The sequence below is a fragment of the Paenibacillus selenitireducens genome, assembly GCF_002021565.1.
Lineage (GTDB): Bacteria > Bacillota > Bacilli > Paenibacillales > Paenibacillaceae > Paenibacillus_K > Paenibacillus_K selenitireducens.
Genome location: NZ_MSZX01000010.1, coordinates 62,849 through 86,084, shown reverse-complemented (window position 1 = coordinate 86,084; position 23,236 = coordinate 62,849). Strand labels below are relative to the sequence as shown.

At 45.0% G+C, this 23,236-nt stretch carries 26 protein-coding genes and 1 riboswitch; of the genes, 20 read left to right on the top strand and 6 right to left on the bottom strand.

The window, feature by feature from the left end:
• The first annotated feature begins 128 nt into the window (after positions 1-128).
• Together BVG16_RS22980 and BVG16_RS22975 are read left to right on the top strand one after the other, a co-directional pair.
• Positions 129-1,466: an Nramp family divalent metal transporter gene (locus BVG16_RS22980; RefSeq protein WP_078501539.1), complete on the top strand. Its 1,338-nt coding sequence runs from the start codon at positions 129-131 to the stop codon at positions 1,464-1,466.
• 174 nt (positions 1,467-1,640) lie between these two features.
• A riboswitch (cyclic di-AMP (ydaO/yuaA leader) is annotated at positions 1,641-1,812 on the top strand.
• Positions 1,813-2,544 carry a 3D domain-containing protein gene (locus tag BVG16_RS22975; RefSeq protein WP_078501538.1) on the top strand — a complete coding sequence of 244 codons (732 nt, stop codon included), beginning with the start codon at positions 1,813-1,815 and terminating at the stop codon, positions 2,542-2,544.
• A 44-nt stretch (positions 2,545-2,588) separates the two neighbouring features.
• On the opposite strand, the gene BVG16_RS22970 is transcribed toward BVG16_RS22975, so the two are convergent.
• Complete coding sequence (locus tag BVG16_RS22970) at positions 2,589-3,449, bottom strand: polysaccharide deacetylase family protein (RefSeq protein ID WP_233147147.1); 861 nt, start codon at positions 3,447-3,449, stop codon at positions 2,589-2,591.
• Positions 3,450-3,628: 179 nt separating this feature from the next.
• Here BVG16_RS22970 and BVG16_RS22965 point away from each other — a divergent pair, with 179 nt between their 5' ends.
• The 6 genes from BVG16_RS22965 to BVG16_RS22940 all read left to right on the top strand — a co-directional run bounded on the left by BVG16_RS22965 (position 3,629) and on the right by BVG16_RS22940 (position 7,864).
• Entirely contained in the window at positions 3,629-4,330 is a 702-nt protein-coding gene (locus tag BVG16_RS22965; RefSeq protein ID WP_078501537.1) for a dihydroorotate dehydrogenase electron transfer subunit, read from the top strand.
• Positions 4,311-5,243 (top strand): dihydroorotate dehydrogenase, encoded by a 933-nt coding sequence (locus BVG16_RS22960; RefSeq protein WP_078501536.1) that lies wholly within the window; start codon positions 4,311-4,313, stop codon positions 5,241-5,243. Before BVG16_RS22965 ends, BVG16_RS22960 begins: the two co-directional genes overlap by 20 nt.
• Before the next feature lie 141 nt (positions 5,244-5,384).
• A complete protein-coding gene (locus tag BVG16_RS22955; RefSeq protein ID WP_078501535.1) occupies positions 5,385-6,056 on the top strand; it encodes a PspA/IM30 family protein in 672 nt (223 codons plus the stop codon).
• A 95-nt stretch (positions 6,057-6,151) separates the two neighbouring features.
• A complete protein-coding gene (locus BVG16_RS22950) occupies positions 6,152-6,556 on the top strand; it encodes a DUF350 domain-containing protein (protein WP_078501707.1) in 405 nt (134 codons plus the stop codon).
• Between the two features lie 38 nt (positions 6,557-6,594).
• Positions 6,595-7,101 (top strand): DUF4178 domain-containing protein, encoded by a 507-nt coding sequence (locus BVG16_RS22945; protein ID WP_078501534.1) that lies wholly within the window; start codon positions 6,595-6,597, stop codon positions 7,099-7,101.
• Positions 7,102-7,129: 28 nt separating this feature from the next.
• Entirely contained in the window at positions 7,130-7,864 is a 735-nt protein-coding gene (locus BVG16_RS22940; protein ID WP_078501533.1) for a DUF4247 domain-containing protein, read from the top strand.
• Positions 7,865-7,964: 100 nt separating this feature from the next.
• On the opposite strand, the gene xerS is transcribed toward BVG16_RS22940, so the two are convergent.
• Positions 7,965-9,050: a tyrosine recombinase XerS gene (gene xerS / locus BVG16_RS22935; RefSeq protein WP_078501532.1), complete on the bottom strand. Its 1,086-nt coding sequence runs from the start codon at positions 9,048-9,050 to the stop codon at positions 7,965-7,967.
• 147 nt (positions 9,051-9,197) lie between these two features.
• On the opposite strand from xerS, the gene BVG16_RS22930 reads away from it, so the two are divergent.
• Positions 9,198-10,121 carry a Gfo/Idh/MocA family protein gene (locus BVG16_RS22930; protein WP_078501531.1) on the top strand — a complete coding sequence of 308 codons (924 nt, stop codon included), beginning with the start codon at positions 9,198-9,200 and terminating at the stop codon, positions 10,119-10,121.
• An 18-nt stretch (positions 10,122-10,139) separates the two neighbouring features.
• Positions 10,140-10,784: an MOSC domain-containing protein gene (locus BVG16_RS22925; RefSeq protein WP_078501530.1), complete on the top strand. Its 645-nt coding sequence runs from the start codon at positions 10,140-10,142 to the stop codon at positions 10,782-10,784.
• A 12-nt stretch (positions 10,785-10,796) separates the two neighbouring features.
• On the opposite strand, the gene BVG16_RS22920 is transcribed toward BVG16_RS22925, so the two are convergent.
• Positions 10,797-11,045: a DUF3951 domain-containing protein gene (locus tag BVG16_RS22920; protein WP_078501529.1), complete on the bottom strand. Its 249-nt coding sequence runs from the start codon at positions 11,043-11,045 to the stop codon at positions 10,797-10,799.
• A 193-nt stretch (positions 11,046-11,238) separates the two neighbouring features.
• Between BVG16_RS22920 and BVG16_RS22915 the strand changes: the two genes are divergently transcribed.
• The 10 genes from BVG16_RS22915 (at position 11,239) to BVG16_RS22870 (ending at position 21,445) form a co-directional block, all read left to right on the top strand.
• A complete protein-coding gene (locus BVG16_RS22915; RefSeq protein ID WP_408635367.1) occupies positions 11,239-12,708 on the top strand; it encodes a spore germination protein in 1,470 nt (489 codons plus the stop codon).
• Between the two features lie 23 nt (positions 12,709-12,731).
• Positions 12,732-13,832, top strand: a complete 1,101-nt coding sequence (locus BVG16_RS22910; protein ID WP_158081762.1) for a GerAB/ArcD/ProY family transporter — start codon at positions 12,732-12,734, stop codon at positions 13,830-13,832.
• A gap of 14 nt (positions 13,833-13,846) precedes the next feature.
• Positions 13,847-15,049 carry a Ger(x)C family spore germination protein gene (locus BVG16_RS22905; protein ID WP_158081761.1) on the top strand — a complete coding sequence of 401 codons (1,203 nt, stop codon included), beginning with the start codon at positions 13,847-13,849 and terminating at the stop codon, positions 15,047-15,049.
• Positions 15,046-15,264 carry a hypothetical protein gene (locus tag BVG16_RS22900; RefSeq protein ID WP_078501525.1) on the top strand — a complete coding sequence of 73 codons (219 nt, stop codon included), beginning with the start codon at positions 15,046-15,048 and terminating at the stop codon, positions 15,262-15,264. The genes BVG16_RS22905 and BVG16_RS22900 overlap by 4 nt, the downstream gene beginning before the upstream one ends.
• A 33-nt stretch (positions 15,265-15,297) precedes the next feature.
• A complete protein-coding gene (locus BVG16_RS22895; protein ID WP_078501706.1) occupies positions 15,298-16,128 on the top strand; it encodes a sulfite exporter TauE/SafE family protein in 831 nt (276 codons plus the stop codon).
• A complete protein-coding gene (locus BVG16_RS22890; RefSeq protein WP_078501524.1) occupies positions 16,125-16,511 on the top strand; it encodes a DUF1634 domain-containing protein in 387 nt (128 codons plus the stop codon). Before BVG16_RS22895 ends, BVG16_RS22890 begins: the two co-directional genes overlap by 4 nt.
• A gap of 135 nt (positions 16,512-16,646) precedes the next feature.
• Complete coding sequence (locus tag BVG16_RS22885; RefSeq protein WP_078501523.1) at positions 16,647-18,137, top strand: DHA2 family efflux MFS transporter permease subunit; 1,491 nt, start codon at positions 16,647-16,649, stop codon at positions 18,135-18,137.
• Positions 18,138-18,265: 128 nt separating this feature from the next.
• A complete protein-coding gene (locus BVG16_RS22880) occupies positions 18,266-19,267 on the top strand; it encodes an LLM class flavin-dependent oxidoreductase (RefSeq protein WP_078501522.1) in 1,002 nt (333 codons plus the stop codon).
• A 24-nt stretch (positions 19,268-19,291) separates the two neighbouring features.
• Positions 19,292-20,293: a phosphotransferase gene (locus BVG16_RS22875; RefSeq protein WP_158081760.1), complete on the top strand. Its 1,002-nt coding sequence runs from the start codon at positions 19,292-19,294 to the stop codon at positions 20,291-20,293.
• Positions 20,294-20,311: 18 nt separating this feature from the next.
• Entirely contained in the window at positions 20,312-21,445 is a 1,134-nt protein-coding gene (locus BVG16_RS22870) for a metallophosphoesterase (RefSeq protein WP_078501520.1), read from the top strand.
• 58 nt (positions 21,446-21,503) lie between these two features.
• On the opposite strand, the gene BVG16_RS22865 is transcribed toward BVG16_RS22870, so the two are convergent.
• The 3 genes from BVG16_RS22865 to BVG16_RS22855 all read right to left on the bottom strand — a co-directional run bounded on the left by BVG16_RS22865 (position 21,504) and on the right by BVG16_RS22855 (position 23,139).
• Entirely contained in the window at positions 21,504-22,049 is a 546-nt protein-coding gene (locus tag BVG16_RS22865; protein ID WP_078501519.1) for a glutathione peroxidase, read from the bottom strand.
• A 1-nt stretch (position 22,050) separates the two neighbouring features.
• A complete protein-coding gene (locus tag BVG16_RS22860) occupies positions 22,051-22,509 on the bottom strand; it encodes a MarR family winged helix-turn-helix transcriptional regulator (protein WP_078501518.1) in 459 nt (152 codons plus the stop codon).
• Positions 22,510-22,653: 144 nt separating this feature from the next.
• Positions 22,654-23,139, bottom strand: a complete 486-nt coding sequence (locus BVG16_RS22855) for a PCYCGC motif-containing (lipo)protein (protein ID WP_078501517.1) — start codon at positions 23,137-23,139, stop codon at positions 22,654-22,656.
• Between the last annotated feature and the right edge of the window lie 97 nt (positions 23,140-23,236).

Genomic DNA, 23,236 nt, shown 5'->3' with positions numbered 1-23,236 from the left:
TTATGATGAACTGAATATCGTAGGGTTAAACGCCTATTTTTTTGAGTAAAAAGTTGCGCGAAGGAAAAACCTTTTGTCCGATGCACAACTAGAAGAACGAACTGAACCATCAATTGGGAGTGAATGAGATGGAGAATAATGTTGAGTTAAAACAGCAGCCATGGCGCCAAGATCGGCACCAAGCTTCCTTGCCCGAAGTGCATCGATCCATGAAAATACCCACGAAAGGGTCTTGGATTAAGAAATTTCTTGCTTTTGCAGGTCCTGGTTATCTTGTCGCTGTAGGCTATATGGACCCGGGAAACTGGGCGACGAGTATCGCTGGCGGCTCCATGTTCGGATACACCTTACTGTCCGTTATTTTCATCTCCAATCTCATGGCTATGATCCTGCAAGCTTTAGCCGGCAAGCTGGGCATCGTAACAGGCAGGGATTTAGCGCAAGCTTGTCGTGACCATTACACGAAGCCCGTCAATTTTGTACTATGGATTCTTTGCGAGCTGGCCATAGCAGCCTGTGACTTAGCAGAAGTCATCGGATCAGCGATAGCACTTTATTTACTATTCGGGATTCCTCTCGTGTATGGTGTTTTGATCACGGCAGTGGATGTGCTGATTGTCCTTCTACTGCAAAATAAAGGGTTCCGTTATATTGAGATCCTTGTAATTGTGTTAATTGCCACAATCGGCGGGTGTTTTCTGGTCGAATACTTTCTGGCGAGACCGAATTTTGGCGCAATAACGCAAGGTTTCGTCCCTTCCGTTGAAATAATCACCAATCCGACGATGCTGTATATCGCGATCGGGATTCTCGGGGCAACGGTCATGCCTCATAACTTGTATTTGCATTCTTCGATTGTTCAGACGAGAAGGTTCGATCAGAGCTCAAGAGGCAAACGGCAAGCAATCAAATACGCGACGTGGGACTCGTCCATTGCCTTAATGTTCGCATTGTTCATTAATGCATCCATTCTCATCATCGCAGCAGCAACGTTCCACGAAGCCGGGATGACGAACATCGCGGAGATCGGCGACGCATATCATATGCTCACACCGCTGTTGGGTACGACGCTAGGCAGCATCGTATTCGGCGTAGCTTTGTTGGCATCGGGCCAGAATTCCACATTAACAGGTACGTTGGCAGGACAGATCGTCATGGAGGGATTCTTGAACATTCGAATGAAGCCGTGGCTTCGCCGATTGGTTACGCGAATGATTGCCATCGTTCCAGCTGTGATCGTGACAATGATGTATGGAGAGAAGGGCGCAGGAGAGTTGCTTATTCTTAGCCAAGTGATATTATCGTTACAATTGTCATTCGCTGTCGTACCGCTCGTCAAATTTACAAGCGATCCTGCAAAAATGGGAGAGTTCGTCAACAAACCTTGGATGAAATGGCTCGCTTGGTTCGTTACATTTGTGATTATCGTGTTGAATGTGTACCTCTTGTACAATACCTTTTTCTAATCGTTAGCAGGTAAAAGAAGAACCAATTTAGGCCGCCATTTGGGATGCTTAAATTGGTTATTTTCGCTGTGTAAAGACAATAGTTTCAAAAATTTAACCGAAAAAAACGTTGATAAACCGCGTGGTTGAGCGAATTGTAAATATTTGCTTGCGCGTTGGTTACAAATTTGTGATATATTGAGTTAGCCGAAACTTTGAAAGTAAAGTGCGGGGGATGATTTAAAGTTCATTGCGCGATAAGAATGGACAAGCGTAAGAGCTAGGGGTGAATCGTATAGACGACGATGGGTTGTTTCCTCAATCCAAACCCGACAACTAACCTCGTAGGTGATTAAAAGGAGGAACTATGAAATTCAATTTATTACAGAAACTATCGGTTACTTTTGTGGCTGGATTCCTAGCGATTCAGACTGCACCTGCTTTCGCCGCTGCTCCCTATTACGCAAAAGATGGGGATACGTTTTATAAAATCGCGCAGCAGGCTAACATGGATGTCAATACGTTAATGAATGCAAATCCAACGGTCAATCCATTAAATATTTATCAAGGGTTGCAAATTGAAATGCCTGAGAAAACAGTCAAAGCAGCATCCGCAGATACGAAAATGATTGAAACGCCTGTGAAAACACAAGATGCGGCTGAAGCTCCTGCTAAAAGTCAAGCGGCTCAAAAAGCACCTGCTAAGAAAGCTGCTGTGACAACGAACTCCGTGAATGCGGATGAGAAAATCATCAATGTAGCTGGCAATGAACTTAACTATAAGAAAGCAATAAATGTGAAGGCAACTGCTTATACGGCTGCAGCAAGTGAAAACGGCGCGTGGGCAGGGTTGGATTACTTCGGTAATGCATTGTCACATGGTACGATTGCCGTCGATCCGAAGATGATTCCGCTAGGTACAAAAGTATTCGTAACAGGTTATGATTTCAACGGTCTGCCTACCGGCGGATTTGTGGGAACTGCGAAAGATATCGGAGGCAGCATTAAAGGAAATCGTATTGATATCTTCGTAGGAACAAGCCAATCGAATGCATCCAAGTTTGGAATTCAGAACGTTAAAGTTTTCATCCTAGAATAAGTAAAAAGAGAGCGAATGCTCTCTTTTTTTTGTATCCATCGATCCTATCGATTTCTCGGAATATGGAACATCTCTGTCAAGGTAACAAATTGATAATTCTGACGCTCAAGACGCTCAATGATATAAGGAAGGGCTTCAAGCGTACCATTTAGAGCGCCACCTTCATTTCCACCTGCATGTTGAAGAATGATGGATCCTGGTTTCGTCGTAGAGAGGATGTTTTTAGATACTTTGCTTGCGCTCAGACCGCGCCAGTCTTGCGAATCCACATTCCAATTAACAATGATGTATCCTTGGCGTCCTGCCCATCGCACTTGCTGTTCATTAATTTCGCCATATGGCGGGCGAATGAATTTGGGATGATATCCTACAATTCGGTAGAGGATTGCATCCGTTCGTAGAATTTGACGTTCGAATTTAGCCATGGGTATTTTGGTGAGCAAGGGATGGTTATAGGAGTGATTCCCAACTAAATGTCCTTCGCGCACCATCCGCCTTACAATTTCAGGATGAGCTTCGGCTTTATAGCCCACGATAAAGAACGTAGCTTTCACATTATACTTTTTCAGAGTATCAAGAACCTTGTTCGTAAAGGCATCTGGAACATCATCAAAGGTAAGCGCGATTTTACGAGATTGCGATGAACCGTTGTTCTTAAAGATCTGAGGGTACTTGTGACGAAGTCTAGATAAAGCCGCATAGCTCTTATGAGCGCGTGATTGCGATTTGCGGGTTGTAACGCGTTTACTGGTTTCTCGTGCGGGCTTCTGTTCCAGCTTGGATGTGTGATTCGTTATCGCGGTGGTTGACGGTTTGCTGGTCTGCTGCGATGTGGTTGACGTATCCTGCGAGCATCCGGTACAGCATATGAGAAAAGTGAGAAGCACGATACCATAGATACGCATCCGGATAACCCCCCCTTTGGTAGCCATAATCATGAACAAGCGACCCTAATGGTATGTCCTTAATGCACCAGAATTATGCGAAATCTACCATGGAATAACTGTGAACTATGTTACAGCAAACTTCTTCGATCCCGTTGCATAGTTAAGAAAGTTAAAAATGCAGCTAAAGGAGTCTGAACGTGCCAATTGTAAAATCAAATGTCAAAATTGCTGAACACACGTATATGTTGACCATTGAAGGCCAGTTTGAAGGACGAATGGGACAATTCTACATGGTAAGAGCATGGTCGGATTATCCTGTTCTGTCGCGTCCGATCAGTATTTATGATATTCAACCCGAATCTATTGTTTTTCTATATCATGTCGTAGGTGAAGGCACGGAGCGTTTCGCAGCCCTTGAACAAGGGGACTCAATAGATCTAGAAGGTCCTTTCGGTAATGGATTTCTCGAGGTGTCAGGGAAGGTTGCGCTCGTCGGAGGCGGGATTGGAATCGCCCCTTTGTATTTCGCAGCCAGACAGTTGAATAAACCAGATATTTATCTAGGCTTCAGTCGGGAAGCTTATCTTGTTGAAGCATTTAAACCGCATGCGAATGAAGTAGTATGTAATGTTGGCGGCATGATTGTCAACGAAATAGACTATTCCCAATATGATGCCATCTTGACCTGTGGTCCCCACGTGATGATGAAGGCGCTGGCTGAGCGTGCGAAAGATTCGGATGCTGAAGTCTATGTCTCATTAGAGAAACGTATGGCTTGCGGAATTGGTGCCTGTCTTGTATGCAGTGTCATCTGTCAACACGGGAATAAGAAGGCTTGCGTCGATGGACCGGTTTTTAAGGCGAAGGAGGTTAATTTTGATGCGGAATATGGCGTGTAAGTTAGCTGGCGTACATTTCAAAAATCCCATTGTCATGGCATCGGGCACGTTCGGATTCGGAAAAGAATATACCAGATTGTATGATATTCAACAGTTAGGCGGGATATCGGGCAAAGGATTGACCCTTCAGCCAAAGGCAGGGAATACAGGGATACGTGTATGGGAGACGCCTTCCGGTATGTTAAATAGTGTCGGGTTAGAGAATCCAGGCGTGGCGGCCTTCTTGCGTGATGAGACACCGAACTGGGAATCGCTAGATACAGCACGAATCGTGAATCTGGGCGGGGGGAGTATTGAGGATTATGTTACGGGTGCGGAACTGATTACGGAACATGAAAATCGCCTGCGCCGATTAGGACGCTCTTCGATTGATATGATTGAGTTGAATATTTCCTGTCCGAATGTAAAAGAAGGCGGTATTGCTTACGGGGTTCAGACGGAAACGGCCCGTGAAGTGGTTCGCCAGGTTCGAAGAGCAACTTCCCTGCCTTTGATCGTGAAGCTCTCTCCGAATGCGGAGAACATCGCGGGGATGGCAGTCATGTGTGAAGATGAAGGCGCAGACGGAGTTTCCTTAATTAATACGATTTCGGGCATGAAGATCGATATTAAGCAACGCAAAAGCGTATTTAACAACGTATATGCCGGTCTATCCGGACCTGCGATCAAACCCGTAGCCCTGCGGATGGTGCATCAGGTGGCACAGCATGTGAAGATCCCGATTATGGGAATGGGAGGCATCGCTTCGGCTCATGATGTCATCGAATTTATTATGGCAGGTGCAAGCGTCATTCAAGTAGGAACCTACAATTTCATGAATTTACGCGCGGGTGAGCAGTTGGTATCAGGCATCATGCAATTCATGGAACAAGAGAATATTTCGTCTTTGGATGAAATTCGAGGCATTATTTAAACAAAACGTTGATACAATGTACAGGGAACGAGTCTCGTTTCTTGTACTTTTTTTTTTTGTGAAAAAGCGGAACCAAATGGTAAATCATTGCGTAATAACTTAACATAATACAATAACCGAATTTTCGAGGAGGATTTACAAATGTCTATTTTTAAAAGATTAAGAGACCTTACCTTGTCCAACGTGTACGCGCTAATTGAAAAAGCAGAAGATCCGGTGAAGCTAACTGACCAATATATCCGTGATATGACGGAAGATTTAGAAGATGCCGAGAAGGCCGTTGCACAACAAATCGCGATTGAGAAGAAATTCAAGCAGCAATACGAAGAACAAGAAGCACTTGTAACGAAACGTACGGAGCAAGCGCACATGGCGGCTCAAGCTCAGAACCTTGATCTCGCGCGTCGTGCATTAGAAGAGAAAAGATCTGCTGAGCAAAAACGGGATGAATTCAAAACAGCGTATGATCAGAACAAAGCGGCTGCAGATAATCTTCGTGCAAAACTAGATGAAATGCGCAAGCAATTGACTGAAATGAAAAACAAACGCGAGACATTAGTTGCTCGTTTCAACGCAGCCAAAGCACAGAACGAAATCAATAAAGCCATGACCGGGTTCAGCTCCGATACAGCTGCAGCGGGATTGAAACGTATGGAGGAGAAAATGCTTCATATGGAAGCGCAAGCCGAAGCAAGCAACGAAATGGCTTCGAAAGACAAATCACTCGATGATGAATTTGCCGCACTAGGCAAAGATAAAGCCGTTGAGGATGAGTTAGCAGCGCTTATGAAGCAATACGAAAATAAGCAATAATGTATAAAGCAAGAAACTAAGAAGGAAGGAGAGCGTCTAACAGGCGCTTTTCTTCCTTCTCCAATGAAATCGTAAATGGGAGGATTACAATGACAATTGTATGGGCGGATTTAATGCGAATCCTGGTTTGGACAGGTGCTGGGGCCGTTTTGCTCTGCATGATTATGTTCGTAGATTCACTTTTTACGCCATATAAAGATATGGAAGAAATGAAGAAAGGCAACACCGCCGTGACGCTCCGATTCGTAATGAAGTTGGTCGCGCAAGGCTATATCCTGTCATCCTCCATTGCTAAATCGGATAGTCTTTGGGATGGCCTTGTCATCTCAGTCGTGTCCTTCATTATTCTATTGGTATTGGAATGGCTTGTACGCATGGTATTGCGCAGTGCTTTCGGATTGAAGCTGGATGAAGGTACGAAGGAAGGTCTAATCCCACATGCGCTATTTGGAGGTTCACTACATATCGTAGGTGCATTAATTATTGCAGCTTGTCTGTAAGGAACGAGCTGTATTTCGACCATGAAGGAGCGTTCGACATGAGTATTTTCAAACGAATTAAGAATATTATTGCCAAGCCTGAACCGCCTAAGGCCGAAAAAAGCGTTTTGCAACTGAATCCCGGTGACGTCGTGGAGGTATCCCTCGTGACGTATCAGATTACGGGGCGCACGAACAATCGGCAGCGGAATGCCGTTGTCCTAACGTTGCAAGACGGGAATACCATCCGTTATTTGCATGTAGAAGATCGCGAACAAGTCGTGTATGCTTTGTACGAACCGATTGATGGTCGGCTGGATTCGCCAGATGAAGTACCGACAACCATTGAGATGGAAGATCGGACTTATTATTTAGAAGAACAATACTCTGGGAACGTCCTCGTAACTGGGAAAACTCCATTCATGCAAGCAGGTGAGCAGTATGTATGGCAATATCAATCCGATGATTACAAGCTGCTGCGCATTGAATGGCAGAACGGCAGGTTCATGTTATATGAAGGTGAGAAGTTATTAAATGCCGACGTACAAGTTATGAGAGGGACGTAATCGCATAAAAAGCAAGGAGCGTGAGACGATGTCGAAGCGGCTGCTGTATGCCATCAAAAGTATTCTTATTGTTGCCCTTATGGCCTCGGTTCTTAGTGGTTGCGGCTCACCAAAAGTCAGCGATACGTACCCGCTCGAATCGGTCAATAAAGACGGCGCTGAAACCTCGTACGTGTATCGGGCCGAAGGCAAGACCGTGCCCGTCGTTGCGACGGAGCTGAAGGATCAGCGCAAGCCAAAGGAAATATCGAAGGAAGATCCAGACCACATGTTCCTCGTCTATTCCGACGAATGGATTCATGTGATGAAAGACGAGAAGAAGCCGGAGGATTCACTCATTGAAGTGGATTCCAAAGCCTATGTTCAACGAAATTATAATCCGAGTTTTCTAGAAGCTTATGTAATCGGCAGTATTGTCGGGAACTTATTCGATTCATTCGGCGGGAAACGGTATGGCGATTATCGGGGATATTCGAGTTCTGATACGTATAAACCTAGTAAGAAATATCATGCGCCAACTGCAAGCGAGAAAAAGGCTATTCCTCCAATGACCGTAGACCGTACAGGTTCCATCTTCAAGCGGGGATCCACGAGCGGCACATCCAAATCGGATGATGGCGGATTGTTCTCGAAGAAGAAGTCATCAGGTTCGATAACGAAGAATAAAGGTTCTACATCCGGTTCCTTCTTCTCCCCGTCCAAGTCCAAAGTTCCTCGAACCAAGTCAGGTACAGGGAAAATATTTAAGCGGAGTCGAAGATGATTCGGTTTTATTTATCCCAAAAAACCTTCAGCGCAAGAACATGGATATCACATGTTCGCTCAGAAGGTTTTTTTGTTGTCTCTCACGAAGAAATGTTATTTCATGATCCATTGACGCGACGCTCGATAGCATCGGACATTGTCTTATCCGTCAAATGTGCATAGACTTCTGTGGTCTCGGTGGATGCATGACCTAGCTGTTCTTTGGTCTTGTAGATATCGTTCTGCAGATAATAATCGGTAGCAAAAGAATGACGAAGTTTATGAATGGTTAGATACGGTTTGCCAAACGCTTTCGCATATTTGATAATCATCGCTTGCATAGCGCGTTTTGTCATTCGTTTGCCTTCCTTTTGTCCGTTAGGTACCGCGAGGAATAGGGCTTTTTCTCTTTTGGGTGCTATATATCGAACAGAGCGCATTTCCATATAATCCACTAGATCAGGCCGAGCATCTTCCCGAAAGTAGACAGGGGCTTTAAAGGTCTCATCGTGATTCCCTTTACGATATACATAGACAAGTTTATTGTTCAGGTCGACATCTTCGATGTTCAAATTCACGACCTCCGAGACCCGAAGCCCGGAATTCAAGATAAGACTCGTAATACATGCATCACGTTGTTTATTGATTTCATAAGCATAGATAGCCTGTTTGTTCTTCGCAATATCGACGCCGTACCCTTCTTGAATATAATGGATGAATTCGTTTAACTCATGTTCTTCAAGCAATTTCCCTTTGAGCTTGGCTGCTGTATCTTTGGGTTTATGTATGCGTTTGATTTCAACTTTGGCCATAATATTACGTTTCAGCAACGGATAGAAGTTCTCATCTTCTGCAATTTGACTTAAGTAATGGAAAAGTGAACGAAGTGAGGACAATTTCCGAGAAATCGTAATTTTCGCATTTGCTTGTTTCTTGAAGGTCGAGAGGTAGATCCGATAGTTTACAATACTCTCCATATGGAGCACCTCAAGCTCTTGCAGTGTAATCTCTTTCATCTCCTTGGCCGAGGTCAGCCCTTCAGCCATGAGCCAGCAAAAGAAGATTTCATAGTCTCTTGTATATTCCAGTAAAGTGGAAGGGGATAGGTCCGGTAATTTGTAATCAATAAATTGTTGTACATACCAAGGGAACAGTGGAACCTTCTGGTCCAGCTCTTGGCGGTCTTTGATCTTCTGGATATTCAAAAGTCTCACTCCCCAAATCGTTATGAAGTACTATGATCTATATTATAAGAGATTTCGCGGTTGAATCCTAGGTTGGTGTGCTTGTTCGTCATGTAAGGTATCGTGTACAATGATGAGGCAGAGGCATGAGAAGGGACGGGTTCGAAGATGACCTTACGGATTGGCATGATCGGATTAGGAGATATCGCACAGAAAGTTTATTTACCACTATTGTCCACGAACAGCAACATTGAAATCGCGGGTGTCATGAGTACGACGCAGCGTACGGTGGACCATATGATGCAGCAATACCGGCTTCCTTTCGGCACGACGAATATATCGCAACTGTTCGAGCGTAACTTAGATGCTATGTTTATTCATAGTCCAACACCATCGCATTACGAGCTTGTGATGGCTTGCTTGGCCAAGCAAATTCCAGTGTACGTGGATAAACCGCTTTCGTATGATCTACATGAATCGCAAGCAATGGCAGCGATGGCAGAGGAGAAAGGGGTATTACTCGGCGTGGGCTTTAATCGAAGATTCGCTCCGCGGTATATCGATGCCAAGCAGTGGATTGAACAGAACGGGGGCTTTGAATGGTGTGCCATTCAAAAGCATCGGACACGTCAGCAGAATCATCACGCGAAGCAAAGTGTGTACGATGATTTGATACATATCCTGGATATGATGTTATGGTTAGGCGGTACAAGGTATGAGCTTGGAACCCATTCACTTCGGATCGACAACGACGGCAAAATGCGCAGTGCCTCGGGTTTTGTGAATTTCGGTGAAGCAGAAGGATCCTATAGCATGGTTCGGAAAACAGGATTTGACTTAGAAAAGCTGGAGGTTTACGGGCATGGCCGTTCGGCTGAAGTCGTGAACATGGAGAATGCAGTATTCTATGAAGCGGGTACGCGTCCTGAACAGCTCTATTTTGGCAGTTGGGATACCGTACTTCATCGGCGTGGGTTCGAAGGGGCAGTGAATCATTTCTTATCGAATTTGAATACACCGGAACAATGTTCCATTCGAGCGGATCTCGTGATGGAGAGCCACGTGCTTGCTGAACGAATTAGTTCATTATGAAAGGAGTCGTCATGAATCATGGCGTATCAAGTGATTTCCTTGAATGTGGGGAAACCTGCACCTTTACAGGATCAAAAGCGTGAAGTTTTGAGTGCTATTCATAAAGAGCCTGCCCATGAACGTCTATATTTGTCCAAAGTGAATTTCACTGGGGATGAACAAGCGGACAAGGTGCATCATGGCGGCGAGGATAAAGCGGTATGTGTATACAGCTTGGATCATTATCCTTACTGGGAGAATGAACTGGGGTTGAATCTTCCTCGTGGTGCATTCGGTGAGAATTTAACCGTTCAAGGCATGCGTGAGACAGATATACATATAGGAGATGTTTTTCAATTAGACGAGGCTGTGGTACAAGTCAGTCAACCTCGTCAGCCTTGTTACAAACTGGCTGCGAAGTATCGAATCCCGGATTTAGCAGTTCGCGTACAAGATACGGGATTCACAGGTTTTTATTTCCGTGTTCTGCAAGAAGGGTGGGTATCTCCCCAATGTACGATCCTTCCTTTGGAGAGGGACACCGCTTTCGTGACCCTCGAATATGCGAATCAAATCATGCATCACGACAAACGAAATCTCGAGGGCATTGAACGGATCTTAGCTGTGCCCGCTCTATCCGAAAGCTGGCGATTGACCTTAGAGAAGAGAAAGTCTAAGGAGTAGGAGGATCTTTCCTTAGGGAAGTTGTTTTCGGATCGATTGACGCAGGTTTTTGTTCTTATCATCACCTTGATCGTCTTCTTCCTGTTTATCTTCCTTTTCTTCGTGAAATTCCGTAGCGGATTGGCCCATGATGTAATCGAATGGGGTATAGTGGCTGTTCGGAATTTCTTTGCGACGAATCATTTTGACCGTAATGATCCCAAGCAAGACAAGAATGGGTACGATGAGCGATAACATGACGAAGGCTGGGAAATCATCCATGGACTTTTCCTTCTTTCCATAATGTTTGTGTTCTAATACGTTAGGTAAACCACAAAGTTTCAATGTAGAACGAGTGAAGTGACTGAAGTCATTTTACCCTAAAGTAGCCGGAGTCTCCCGTTGGAGGTTGCGGCTATTTGTTCGTTCATAAGGAATCGAGCGAATGGACATACTTAGGGAACCATGGAGGTGGATGAATGTGGAACAGACGGTACTTTCTGAGGTCCTGCAAGACAATGTTGAACAGTTGAAGCAAGTATTTGAACGTAATAGTGATTGCATCTTTCAGTCGATCATGATTGCTGGACGCTTCCCAGCGATGATTACTTATTTTGATAACACCTGTGACACGAAGGAATTGAATCGATCTGTGATCACACCTCTGCACCGGATGCAGCAAATTCGCCAGGTCAACATGGATGATTTACGGAATGTCATTGACCTGTCCCATATGAAGACGATTCAGAACCTTGATGAAGCGGTTCAAAATATATTGAGCGGGAATCCGGTTCTCCTTACCGATCAAGTGCAAGGAGGGCTTGTGTTTAGCCTTGCGCAGTGGGAGCAGCGCGGGATTGAAGATCCGATGGCAGAGAACGTCATTCGTGGTCCGAGGGAAGGGTTTACCGAATCGGTGGGCGTTAATATTTCTATGGTTAGAAGGCGGTTGAAAACGTCCGATTTCAAAACAGAGGAATGTACCATCGGTACGATGACGAACACGAAAGTCGTGGTGGCTTACTCTGACAGTTTATCGCATCCGACCATTCGTGAGGAACTCAAAAAACGATTGCAAAAGATCAAAATCGATAAATTGATCGAAAGTGGTGAATTGGAAGAGTTAATTGAGGATCAGCCTTATTCTCCATTCCCAACGATTATTGCATCCGAACGTCCGGATGTGATTACAGCAGCCATCACGGAAGGGCGAATCGCCATATTTACAGATGGTACACCATTTGTGTTAGTTGTACCTAGTACCATGAATTCATTCTTTCAGTCGCCGGAGGACTTTAATCAGCGACTTCTTATTGGATCCTTTATCCGTTTCTTGCGATACGCGTTTTACTTTATATCCTTATTGGCACCGGCTACTTACGTGGCGCTTTTATCCTTCCATCAAGAAATGATTCCGACTTTATTATTACTGAATATTGCTAGCAGTCGGGAATCCGTTCCTCTACCCGCTGTTGTCGAAGCCCTGCTCATGGAAATTATGTTCGAAGGTCTTCGCGAGGCTGGGGTCCGGCTGCCGAAACAGATCGGGGCTGCAATCAGTATCGTTGGAGCTTTGGTCATCGGGCAAGCCTCGATCTCAGCGGGGCTCGTCACCGCACCGATGGTGGTTATTGTGGCAATTACAGGCATCGCTTCGTTCATGGTGCCTCATTATGCGGAAGGCATTGCCCCCCGGCTGCTTCGATTTCCCTTGATGATCATGGCGGGTACCATGGGTTTGCTCGGACTAATGCTCGGGACGATTGCCGTCGTTATTCATCTATGTTCATTGCGGTCTTTCGGGGTACCGTATCTCGTGCCCGTCCGAGCGAAGGATTTAAAAGATACAGTCATTCGTCTGCCGATATGGAGTCTAGATGAGCGGCCAAGTACGGCAGTACCCGAAGAGATAACCAGACAAGCTCCACATCAAAAACCAGAATAATGGGAAGGAAAGGAGGGGTTTCATTGGGACAGAAAGAACAGATTTCAGGATTGCAAATGGCGCTATTGATGTATACGGCGATATTGGCAACGGCCGTATTACTTATTCCATCGATATCTGCAAGCTTTGCGATGCAAGATATGTGGATATCGCCCTTATGGACCGTGTTTGTGGGCGCTACTTTAGTGTTTGGGATGTATCGGCTTCACCTCAAGTTCCCAGGGGAGAACTTGATTCAATACATACCTCGGATTGTAGGTCGTGTACCTGGGGTTGTGATGACCATGGGATTGATTCTCGTACAAGTCTTATTCACTGGAGTTATCGTTAGAGAGTATTCTGATTTTGTCATTGGAGCTTATCTGAACAAGACGCCAGATATCATGATCATGTTCGTCATGATCGCTGTCTGCGCGTATTGCGTATATCAAGGCATTGAGGTGATGGGGCGGTGTGCCATATTTTTCGTCCCAATCTTTATTTTTTTGATTTTCATCGTAAGTGTGTTATTAATTCCAGAGTTTGATGTGACGAATTTTATGCCCGTTCTTGGGAACGGAATCCTCCCTTCCATGAAAGGTTCCTTTGTCATACATGAATGGATTAGTGAGTTTGTTCTCATATCCTTCTTGTTTCCTTTTCTTGGGAAGAAGGAAAAGGCATTGAAATGGGGGATGATTTCGTTAGGTGCTGTGATATTTAGTATGGTTATCGTGAATTCAGTCGGTCTATTATTGTTCGGGAGTATTGCGGCAAGGCTAAACTATCCTGTCATGGCAGCTTCTCGTTATATCAGTTATGGGCAATTCGTTGAGCATGTCGAATCTGTCGTGCTGACCATATGGGTGACCGGAACCTTCTTGAAGATTACGGTATTTTATTATGTCTCTGTGATCTCGATCTCCCATTTTCTCAAGTTGAAAAATTACAGAACACTGATTTTTCCTGTTGGCTTATGGATCATCGTACTAGCGAAATGGACGGGGCATAGTGCATTAGATGTCTCTATTGGTATATCGACTACTTTGGTCGTTATTGCAATGGTGATTTTCTATCTCTTTCCCATGTTATTAGTTGTCATCGCGGAAATGAGATTTCGAAAACCGAAAGAAGGCGCGCGGTGATGAGGATCCGGTTCGTGAGTTGTCGAATGCGTAAGTTAGGGGTTATACTATTGATCTGCGCAACCACGGTGGGAATTACTGGATGTTGGGATCGGAAAGAGATTTCAGATTTGGCGATTGTCTTAGCGATAGGTATTGATGTGATAGAAAATGATCAGGTAGAAGTTACACTTCAATTCTTTGCTCCATTAGGCAACAAGAGCGGTTCTGGAGGAGGTGAGAGTGGAGGCCAGGGGCAGAAATCGCAAGGAGGAAGCTCAACAACGATAAATCGATCCGGTGTCGGGGTAACGGTGTCCGATGCAATTCATAATTTGCAGAAGAAGGTGCCGAGAAATATATTTTTAGGTCATAATGAAGTGTATATACTTGGGGAGAAATTAGCGAGTAAAGATCTTCGAGAGCCGCTAGATTACATGTTGCGGGAGACGGCTTCTAGAGAACGTGCTGATGTATTCATCTGTGAAGGACGCGCAAAAAATGTATTAAAAGCGCCGTTATATTCGGAAGCGAGCATTGCGCAAGTCCTTCGAGCGAAGATGGCAAATAATCCTGGAATGAGTAAATCAGTCAAAGAATTGGCCGACGATTTATTAGGAGACTCCGGATCGACAACGTTACCATATATCAAATTCGCGAACGTCAAAGAGGATAAGCCCGGAACCTTTAATTTAGACGGTCTTGCCATCGTCAAAGATAATCATTTTATCGCACATTTTAATGAGCAACAAGCGATGGGATTATTATGGATACGGAACAAATATCGCACCATGAACATTACTTTACCTACAGGCCAGGAAGGGTATATTACATTACAGATGATGAAAAGTCGTACCCGATTAAAGCCTGCGTTCCGGGATGAAAAATGGACCGTGAACATCGATTCGCGGGTACAACTCGTTGTGGATCAGAATACGACTTCAGAGAGTGCAACGTCCATTCGTTATGTACAAGAGCTTGAGTTGCGTGCTTCTAACCATATCCAATCTGAGATCAAGAAGACGTTGGAGGTCTTACAACACCAATATAAAGTGGATGTGCTGGATATTCATGGGATGTTCTATAAGAGCTATCCGAACTTATGGAGACAGAAGATAAGAGGTAAATGGGAGACCGTATATCCGAATGTGAATTTTGACTATAAGGTGCGAGTAGACTTAGTGAACGCGGGAATGGAACATCGTGGTGGCAAGACGAAAGGAATGAACAAACCGTGAATATCGCGATGTGTATTATTTTAGCAGCCTGTATCGCTTTTGTTAGCAAGTTATTATGGAAGCGAATTGGAACGCAGCGAGAGAAAGTTACATTTCTAACGTTAACCGTCACGGGTTGGATCATGGCCAGCATTCTAATTATTAATCCGGAATTCCCGGGAATCGTTGAAATGCTGGATCAGCTCTTTCATCCTTTCATCGGCAACATGCCATAAACGAATTCGAGGGGGAGAAAACATTTGACATCGATGATGATTGAAATTTTTGGTATTGCCATCTTAGCTGGTATTGTTGGCGCGGTACTGGGACTAGGTGGAGGTATCGTCGTTACGCCGGCATTAACACTGCTATTTGGCGTGGATATTAAGACCGCGATCGGAGCCAGTATTATATCGGTTATTGCAACTTCTAGTGGTTCTGCCATTGCATACATACGAGATCGTATTACAAATTTGCGCGTCGGTATGTTCTTGGAAGTGGCCACGACGGTGGGGGCCATCACGGGAGCTTTTATCGGAGGATTAGTGGCGCCGAATGTATTGTATATGATTTTTGGTTTATTATTGCTGTACTCGGCTTACGCGATGGTGAAGAAGACGAAAGATGAGCTTCCGCAGGAAGTGAAGTTGGACCCGCTGGCAGAGAAATTAAACCTGCAGGGAGAGTATTATGATAAAGCCCTCCAGAAAACGGTCAAATATAATGTAGATCGGGTATACGGCGGATTTGGTGTGATGTATGGTGCTGGCGTGATTTCCGGGTTGCTTGGGATCGGTAGCGGGAGCTTTAAAGTTATGGCGATGGATGTGTTCATGAAATTACCGTTAAAAGTATCCAGTGCAACAAGTAATTTCATGATGGGTGTTACAGGAGCCGCAAGTGCGGGGGTCTATTTATTCCGGGGAGACATTAATCCGTTCTATGCGGCACCCGTCGCCATTGGTGTTTTAGTGGGTGCAACAATTGGGGCGAGAATCATGCAACGATTGAAAAGTAAAACGATTCGTAAAATATTCATTCCGGTGATGGCTTATGTCGCGATCCAAATGATTCTACAGGGGGTTGGCATTAAGATATGAGTACGAACCCAACCAATGAACAAAAAATGCAAGAGGAAATCTTTACAGCAGAGCTGTTCGTAAGTCGCGTTTTACGGATCGGTGTATTGTGCAGCGGTTTTGTTATTCTTGTGGGAATCCTGTGGTTCCTGATCTCGGGGGATAGCGGTTATCCAGGAGATGTCTACCCTACAACACTCATGGAGATGTTTGAAGGCGCTGTTCAAGGCAAACCTTTTGCCGTCATGTTAATCGGATTATTCTTATTGATCCTGACGCCGATACTCCGTGTGGGGATCACTGTTCTTGTCTTTGTCAAGGCGAAAGACAGCCTCTATATCGGAATTACGTCGTTGGTCTTTGTTATTCTTATCATTAGTTTATTGTTAGGGAAAGTAGGCTAAATCAACGGTTGATGTGATGTTTGTACTTCTTGTGTGATTTTTTGTACAGACAGCGCACAAATTGTTTGCTTTCTCAAGTTGAAACCTTATAATGAACAATGGATAGGAAAAAACAATAGAGGAGAGGACAAATGCATGGCGACACTTCAAGGAGATACGAGTCAACAAGAGTTCTCATTAAAGGCCATTATAGGGCCACTTCTTGCTGTCATTATCGGAATGATTATGGTTATTCTGGACAGCACGGTTGTCAATGTCGCAATTCCTAAGTTCGTAGAAGATTTTAATACGGGATTGTCGACAATTCAATGGACCATCACAGGCTACACGTTAGCATTATCTGCTGTTATTCCCTTAGCAGGATGGATGGTCGACCGATTTGGTGCGAAGCAAGTGTTTCTGGTTACAATTGCTTTGTTCACGCTCGGATCTTTATTATGTTCGCTTGCAACAACGCCGGAACAATTAATTGTTTATCGAATTATTCAAGGGATCGGCGGAGGTATGGTATCACCAATCGGGATGGCTATGGTGTTTAGACTTGCGCCTCCTGCGAAGATGGGTTCCATCATGGGGATGCTCGGTGTACCAATGCTGCTAGCACCTGCGTTAGGACCTGTATTATCGGGTTATTTCGTTCAGTACGTCACCTGGCACTGGATTTTCTTGATTAACCTTCCAATTGGTATTATTGCTATCTTAGTTGGGTTGAAGTATTTGCCGAAGATCGAACGGAAGACCGTTCCTTCATTAGATTTGCTTGGAATTATTCTGGCACCAATTGCGTTTGCTTCATTAGCGTATGCTGTGAATGAAGGCGGGAAGAGCTGGACGTCTACACAGGCTATTACGGGTCTTATCGTAGGTGGCGTGGCGCTGTTGTTATTCATCATCGTTGAATTGCGTCACAAACAACCATTGCTTGAATTGCGCGTGTTCGGATCGTCTGATTTTACGCGGGGAGTTATCATCTCATGGGTATCTCAAATTGCCTTATTTGGCGCGATTATTCTGATGCCGATCTTCTTACAACAAGTCAAAGGATATACGCCAGTCGAGACAGGATTAATTTTACTTCCTCAAGCATTAGCTTCCGGAATTTTTATGCCGATCGGCGGGAAGCTTTTCGATAAGTATGGAGCACGTCCATTAGCGATTACGGGATTAGGCATTATTTCTGTCGCATTATACTTGTTATCCCGAATTACATTGGAAACGGGTCTTGGCATGGTCATTTTACCACTAGCCTTAATGGGCGCTGGTATGGGTCTTTCCATGATGGCCATTAATACACATGTCCTGCAATCAGCTCCGCGTCATCTTGTTAATCGCGTGACCCCGTTAACAACGGCGGCGCAGCAAGTGATGACATCATTCGCAGTAGCAGGGTTAACCGGGTTTTTCACTTCTCGTACGACAACGCATATCGCGGAAGGTGTAAATCCACTCCAAGGAACCGTATCTGGATTTACAGATACCTTCTTATTGACGATGGCGATTGCCATGTTTGGTGCGCTATTATCCATTATTCTTCGTAAACCGAAGAGCGGTGGCGGCGAAGATGGCGTGTCAGAACCATCCGAAAGTGGAGAGAATCCGAACGCAACCATGATGATGGGACACTAATACAAAAGATTTAGCAGCAGTCCTCCCTACCCTAGGGATGGGCTGCTTATTTTTGTTCGTCTACTAAATAGTTAACGTGACAACTGTTGGCGAATGATTTAAACTAACAGAAGAAGAGGTGAACATCCATGTATAAATTAGGTGTATTAGATCATTCCCATATTGGTGAAGGGCAGACAGCCCTCGAAACATTACAGGAGACAACACGTTTGTCCCAAGAAGCTGAGAAGCTGGGATATGCTAGATTCTGGGTGTCCGAACATCATGGCTCAAAAGCTTTGGCTCAATCCAGCCCAGAGGTCTTGTTGGCACATCTAGCAGCATCCACGGAACGAATCCGTGTCGGTTCCGGCGGTGTCATGCTCTCCCATTATAGTCCTTATAAAGTGGCGGAGAACTTCCGATTGCTGGAAGCTTTGCATCCAGGCAGAATTGATCTGGGATTAGGGCGTGCCCCGGGCGGAATGCCGTTATCAACAAGAGCTCTACAATCAGGTATGTATGCTGGAATCGATCAATATCCGAATCAAGTGGAGGATTTGAAAGGGTATTTGCATGATAACTTACCGCCCAATCATCCATTTGCGAAGTTATCCGCAGCGCCGATCCTATCCACCGCGCCAGAAATGTGGTTATTGGGTTCAAGTGACGGTAGTGCTCGAATTGCAGCTCAACAAGGTCTGCCATTTGCCTATGCGCAATTCTTCGGCGTACCGGGTGGGGAAATCGCGATGCAGCATTACTTGAATCACTTCCAGCCTTCGGACTTATATGACCAGCCAAAACCGTTGGTTTGTGTCATGGCAATCTGTGCAGAAGAGGAAGAAGAAGCACGGAAGCTTGCGACAAGTACAGCGCTATTCTTTTTACAATTAGAGAAAGGGATGGAGTTATCTACGTTCCCTTCCGTAGAAACGGCGCTTAACTTCCCGTATACTGAATATGATGAAGCTCGTCTTCAACAGAGACGCCATCGGAGTATCGTGGGTACACCGCAGCAGGTAAAAGAAGGTATTATCGCGGTGAGTGAGCGCTACCAGACGAAAGAGATCATGATTGCTTCACCCGTTCATCAGTTCGAAGCGCGTGTTCGTTCCTATCGTCTTATTGCGGAGGCGTTCGGACTCTAATCATGGGGGTAAAGGAGAATAAAGTTGCCTTTTGATCACATTGTATCGAGATTTTTCCCCCACACCCATTACCAAGTGCAATCAGGTGAGACGGGATGGAACAATACAACAAGATATGTGGAGACGGAAGAGGGACGTTATGTCCTTCGGATTTATGAGACGCACCGAGAGTCTGCGAAGATTCGGTTCGAGCATGAAGTGCTGTTAGCGCTGGATACATGTCAGTTACCTGTCGCAACACCGATTCCTATGCGAACTGTCGAGGGAGATACGTATGTGCTCGTGGAGGATGGGTCTGAACGTTATGCGTGTATGTTCAGGTATTTGCCTGGTGTCAGACCGAATGGGATGTTGAAGGAAACAGCATACTCTAAAGGACAAGTTATGGGGATATTATCAAAAGCACTTGCGAATGTACAAGTATCCGTACCGCCGGCCTATCCACCTTATTATGAGCTGGATTCAGCCCATCCTACCTGTTCACAGGAGAAAATTGCGGCATTCTGTCTCACTCCTCCAGCTCCATTTGAGGATCAAGCGGATGAATTGAAAGAGATCTATAGCGCACTTATGAATTTCCGGGCACATGTACCCGAATTGCGTGCATTGCCGCATCAGCTTGTGCATGGAGATGTCAATGATTCGAATCTATTGGTACATGAGCAGAAGCAGTTAGAGATAAGCGCTGTGTTAGACTTTGAATTCTGTACCTTGGATCTGCGAGCCATGGAGCCTGCCGTTGTGTTATCCGGGATGCTGGTGGAAGAACCTGCGTGGGATGCGATCGATGCTTTCTTGCGTGGTTATCGGTCCGTCATACAACTGTCGGAAGAAGAGAGACGGGCCATGCCATTTTTGATTCAGCTCCGAAAGTTGGATGTATTCGTGCACTTTCTCGGTCGCTATTTTGATCAAGTAGATCGTAGTGAGGTATTAGTTGAACAAATTCAAGATGCCGCAAAAGGATTGAGGATGCTTCACATTCATAACCAGCGTATCAAGGAATTTATTGAGGCAACTGTATAAAGTGGGTAGAGAGTTGGGATGTCGTTGAGGTTTATTCCTGTCGTAATTACGTTTATTATCATTAATCTGTATGTGGGCTGGCATGGAAACTGGTTGTTGTCTTTTTATGATGTACCGCTGGCGGGTACGTTGTATTGGATTTTGTTCTGGGTCGTAGCATTATCTTATCTCATCGGAAGATTTCGACTGGTGCCGGGTCCGTTAGGTAGAGGCTTGAAGGTCGTTGGCTCGTATTATATTGCGGTTCTAGAGTTCGCAGTTATTCTGCTGCCCATCACAGACCTTGTGGCATGGTTCTTGCATCTTGCAGGCATCGCGAGTACATCTTATGTTCCATTTCTGAGCGGAATTGTGGGTATCGTGCTCATTGCGCTTCTGCTGCGCGGATCATGGAATGCCTGGTCGACAGTCAAACGTACTTACGAGTTAGAAGTACCGAAGATTGCCGGGGGTCTAAAAGAACTACGCATCCTGGTTGCTTCGGATATTCATCTCGGAAATATTGTCGGCAAAAGACATTTGCGACGTCTGATCCTGCACATGCGAGCGATGCAACCCGATCTTATTTTATTGCCCGGTGACGTGATCGATGATGATATTGAACCGTTCATGCGCAATAACATGGCCAAGGTGATGAAACAATTACATGCGCGCCTTGGTGTATATGCTGTATTGGGAAATCATGAGTATTACGGCGGACATATCGAGCAGTATGTGAAAGAAATGAAGAAGATTGGCATTCAAGTGTTGCGTGATGAGACCGTCCTCGTGGACAATTTGTTCTATGTCGTTGGGCGAAAAGATAAAGCTGCGGAGGGTATGGATCCCGAAGGAAGAGCAGGAATCGAAGCCTTATTAGCGCCATTAGATCATTCGAAGCCGATTATTGTGATGGATCACCAGCCATATCATTTTGATAAAGCAGCCCATGCAGGGGCAGATCTCTTGTTATCGGGCCATACCCATCGCGGACAATTTGCTCCGAATCATTGGATTACGCGCCGCTTGTTCGAGCTGGATTGGGGTTATATGCAAAAAGGAATGATGCATGTCATTGTCTCCTCAGGCTTTGGTAGCTGGGGGCCGCCGATCCGACTAGCCAGTCGTTCGGAAGTGATTGAGATCGTATTACATTTCCATGAGAAGAAATAGATAAATAAAAAGACGCAATCGATCTCATCGAATGCGTCTTTTTGATATGTTCTGCGTATTATAGCAATTTCTCGATATCGGCTGTCAAGCTCTCCGGTGTCGCATAGGATTCAAAGCGGCTTACGACCTGACCTTGGCGATTCACTAAGAATTTCGTGAAATTCCACTTTACCTCATCAGTTTTCAACTCTTCGGGCATTCTTTGCTCGAACATGCCTTGAAATCTCGCACCGCCTTGGTCTTCCGTGTTAAACCCTTGAAATGGCGCATCATGGATCAATGTTTTGTATAGTGGATGCGCATCGTTGCCTTTCACATCCGTCTTCGCGAAAAGCGGGAAGCTTACGCCGTAATTGATTTGGCAGAAAGATTCCACTTCTGTGTTATCCCCAGGTTCTTGACCACCGAATTGATTGCTAGGGAAGCCTAGAATTTCTAAACCTTGTGCTTGATATTTCTTGTAAAGTGCTTCAAGCCCCTCGTATTGCGGCGTAAACCCACATTTACTCGCCGTATTCACAACAATAAGTACCTTGCCATCGTAATCGGATGTATTGGCTGCTTGGCCTTGAATGGTCTCTAACGGGATATTATAGATGGACATGTTAGGATTCCTCCTCGGTATATTGGTTCAGAATGTTCGTTAATTGGGTTAATTCATCACGGAGTTTGATCAGTTCTTCAGGTGAAAGTTGAGTTCGATGAACGATTTGAAGCGGGATCGCACAAGCTTGTTGTTTCATGGCGATACCTTGCTCCGTAAGCCGCACGATGACAACTCGCTCATCTTGTGCATCTCGCTCCCGACGGAGCAGTCCTGAGGCTTCGAGCCGCTTCAGTAAAGGAGTTAATGTCCCAGAATCTAGAAAAAGCTTCTGACCTAGGGTTTTGACCGAAATCTCATCCTTTTCCCATAAAGCCAGCATGGTGATGTATTGTGTATACGTGAGTCCAAGATCCTCAAGAAGAGGACGATACAGCTTCGTCATTTCTTTCTCACAGGTATACAAGGCAAAGCAAAGTTGTTGATCTAGTCGTAGATAATGATCGGATAACTGTTCCATAAAGCACCTCAATAAGGATGTAATTCAAATTCTGATTGCGCACAATTTAATTGCTATGCCTAGCGTATCATTATTTTATCCGATCGTCAAATCAAATAACCCTTCAACGTAGGTTGAGGGTTAGTGATATAGAGTCAACCAAATCTATGATGGCATGGGCGTCGGTGTTGGCGCAGCGTAACCTTCCGCATAGGTCTGATCGATATAGGTACGGATATCTGAAGTGGACAATCCCTTCTCTTTTAATGCCGCGGTCGTCAGTGCAATTTCCATGCAAACCCCACAGCGTGTTCCGTGATCGTCCCAGATAACGGATCCATCTTCTTGAATCTCGTCGATGAAGCAGTTCAAATTACTCTCATGCCCAGCACTCTCTCCGCAGCCGCAATAACATGGAATATAGGGGAGTGAATCCGTGACCGTAGAAGCGGTAACATAGGCAGAACGTATCGTTTCGGAAGCTTGATCAAGAAATGACGGCAGCTTCGATAAGGAACCCGTTTTTTCTTGTAGATCGCCATTCGCGGTGTGGTGCTGCTCTTGGGATTCTGAACTGTTGCTGCATCCAGCAAGGAATAGTGTGGATAGAATGGCTAGACTAGCGGTAATACGAGCAAATTTTGATACCAACGAAGGACACTCCTTTTTCCAAATTATACGTATTTCATTATACCACTGGGATACATCATGAAGAGGGAGAGGTTGTGGCAGAAATTAGGATGTTATT

Bases quoted from the DNA above. Each gene is read 5' to 3' on its own strand.
- BVG16_RS22980 (WP_078501539.1), top strand. From the start codon at position 129: ATGGAGAATAATGTTGAGTTAAAACAGCAGCCATGGCGCCAAGATCGG.
- BVG16_RS22975 (WP_078501538.1), top strand. From the start codon at position 1,813: ATGAAATTCAATTTATTACAGAAACTATCGGTTACTTTTGTGGCTGGA.
- BVG16_RS22970 (WP_233147147.1), bottom strand. From the start codon at position 3,449: ATGCGTATCTATGGTATCGTGCTTCTCACTTTTCTCATATGCTGTACC.
- BVG16_RS22960 (WP_078501536.1), top strand. From the start codon at position 4,311: ATGCGGAATATGGCGTGTAAGTTAGCTGGCGTACATTTCAAAAATCCC.
- BVG16_RS22955 (WP_078501535.1), top strand. From the start codon at position 5,385: ATGTCTATTTTTAAAAGATTAAGAGACCTTACCTTGTCCAACGTGTAC.
- BVG16_RS22945 (WP_078501534.1), top strand. From the start codon at position 6,595: ATGAGTATTTTCAAACGAATTAAGAATATTATTGCCAAGCCTGAACCG.
- BVG16_RS22940 (WP_078501533.1), top strand. From the start codon at position 7,130: ATGTCGAAGCGGCTGCTGTATGCCATCAAAAGTATTCTTATTGTTGCC.
- BVG16_RS22930 (WP_078501531.1), top strand. From the start codon at position 9,198: ATGACCTTACGGATTGGCATGATCGGATTAGGAGATATCGCACAGAAA.
- BVG16_RS22925 (WP_078501530.1), top strand. From the start codon at position 10,140: ATGGCGTATCAAGTGATTTCCTTGAATGTGGGGAAACCTGCACCTTTA.
- BVG16_RS22920 (WP_078501529.1), bottom strand. From the start codon at position 11,045: ATGGATGATTTCCCAGCCTTCGTCATGTTATCGCTCATCGTACCCATT.
- BVG16_RS22915 (WP_408635367.1), top strand. From the start codon at position 11,239: ATGAATGTGGAACAGACGGTACTTTCTGAGGTCCTGCAAGACAATGTT.
- BVG16_RS22895 (WP_078501706.1), top strand. From the start codon at position 15,298: ATGATGATTGAAATTTTTGGTATTGCCATCTTAGCTGGTATTGTTGGC.
- BVG16_RS22890 (WP_078501524.1), top strand. From the start codon at position 16,125: ATGAGTACGAACCCAACCAATGAACAAAAAATGCAAGAGGAAATCTTT.
- BVG16_RS22885 (WP_078501523.1), top strand. From the start codon at position 16,647: ATGGCGACACTTCAAGGAGATACGAGTCAACAAGAGTTCTCATTAAAG.
- BVG16_RS22880 (WP_078501522.1), top strand. From the start codon at position 18,266: ATGTATAAATTAGGTGTATTAGATCATTCCCATATTGGTGAAGGGCAG.
- BVG16_RS22870 (WP_078501520.1), top strand. From the start codon at position 20,312: ATGTCGTTGAGGTTTATTCCTGTCGTAATTACGTTTATTATCATTAAT.
- BVG16_RS22865 (WP_078501519.1), bottom strand. From the start codon at position 22,049: ATGTCCATCTATAATATCCCGTTAGAGACCATTCAAGGCCAAGCAGCC.
- BVG16_RS22860 (WP_078501518.1), bottom strand. From the start codon at position 22,509: ATGGAACAGTTATCCGATCATTATCTACGACTAGATCAACAACTTTGC.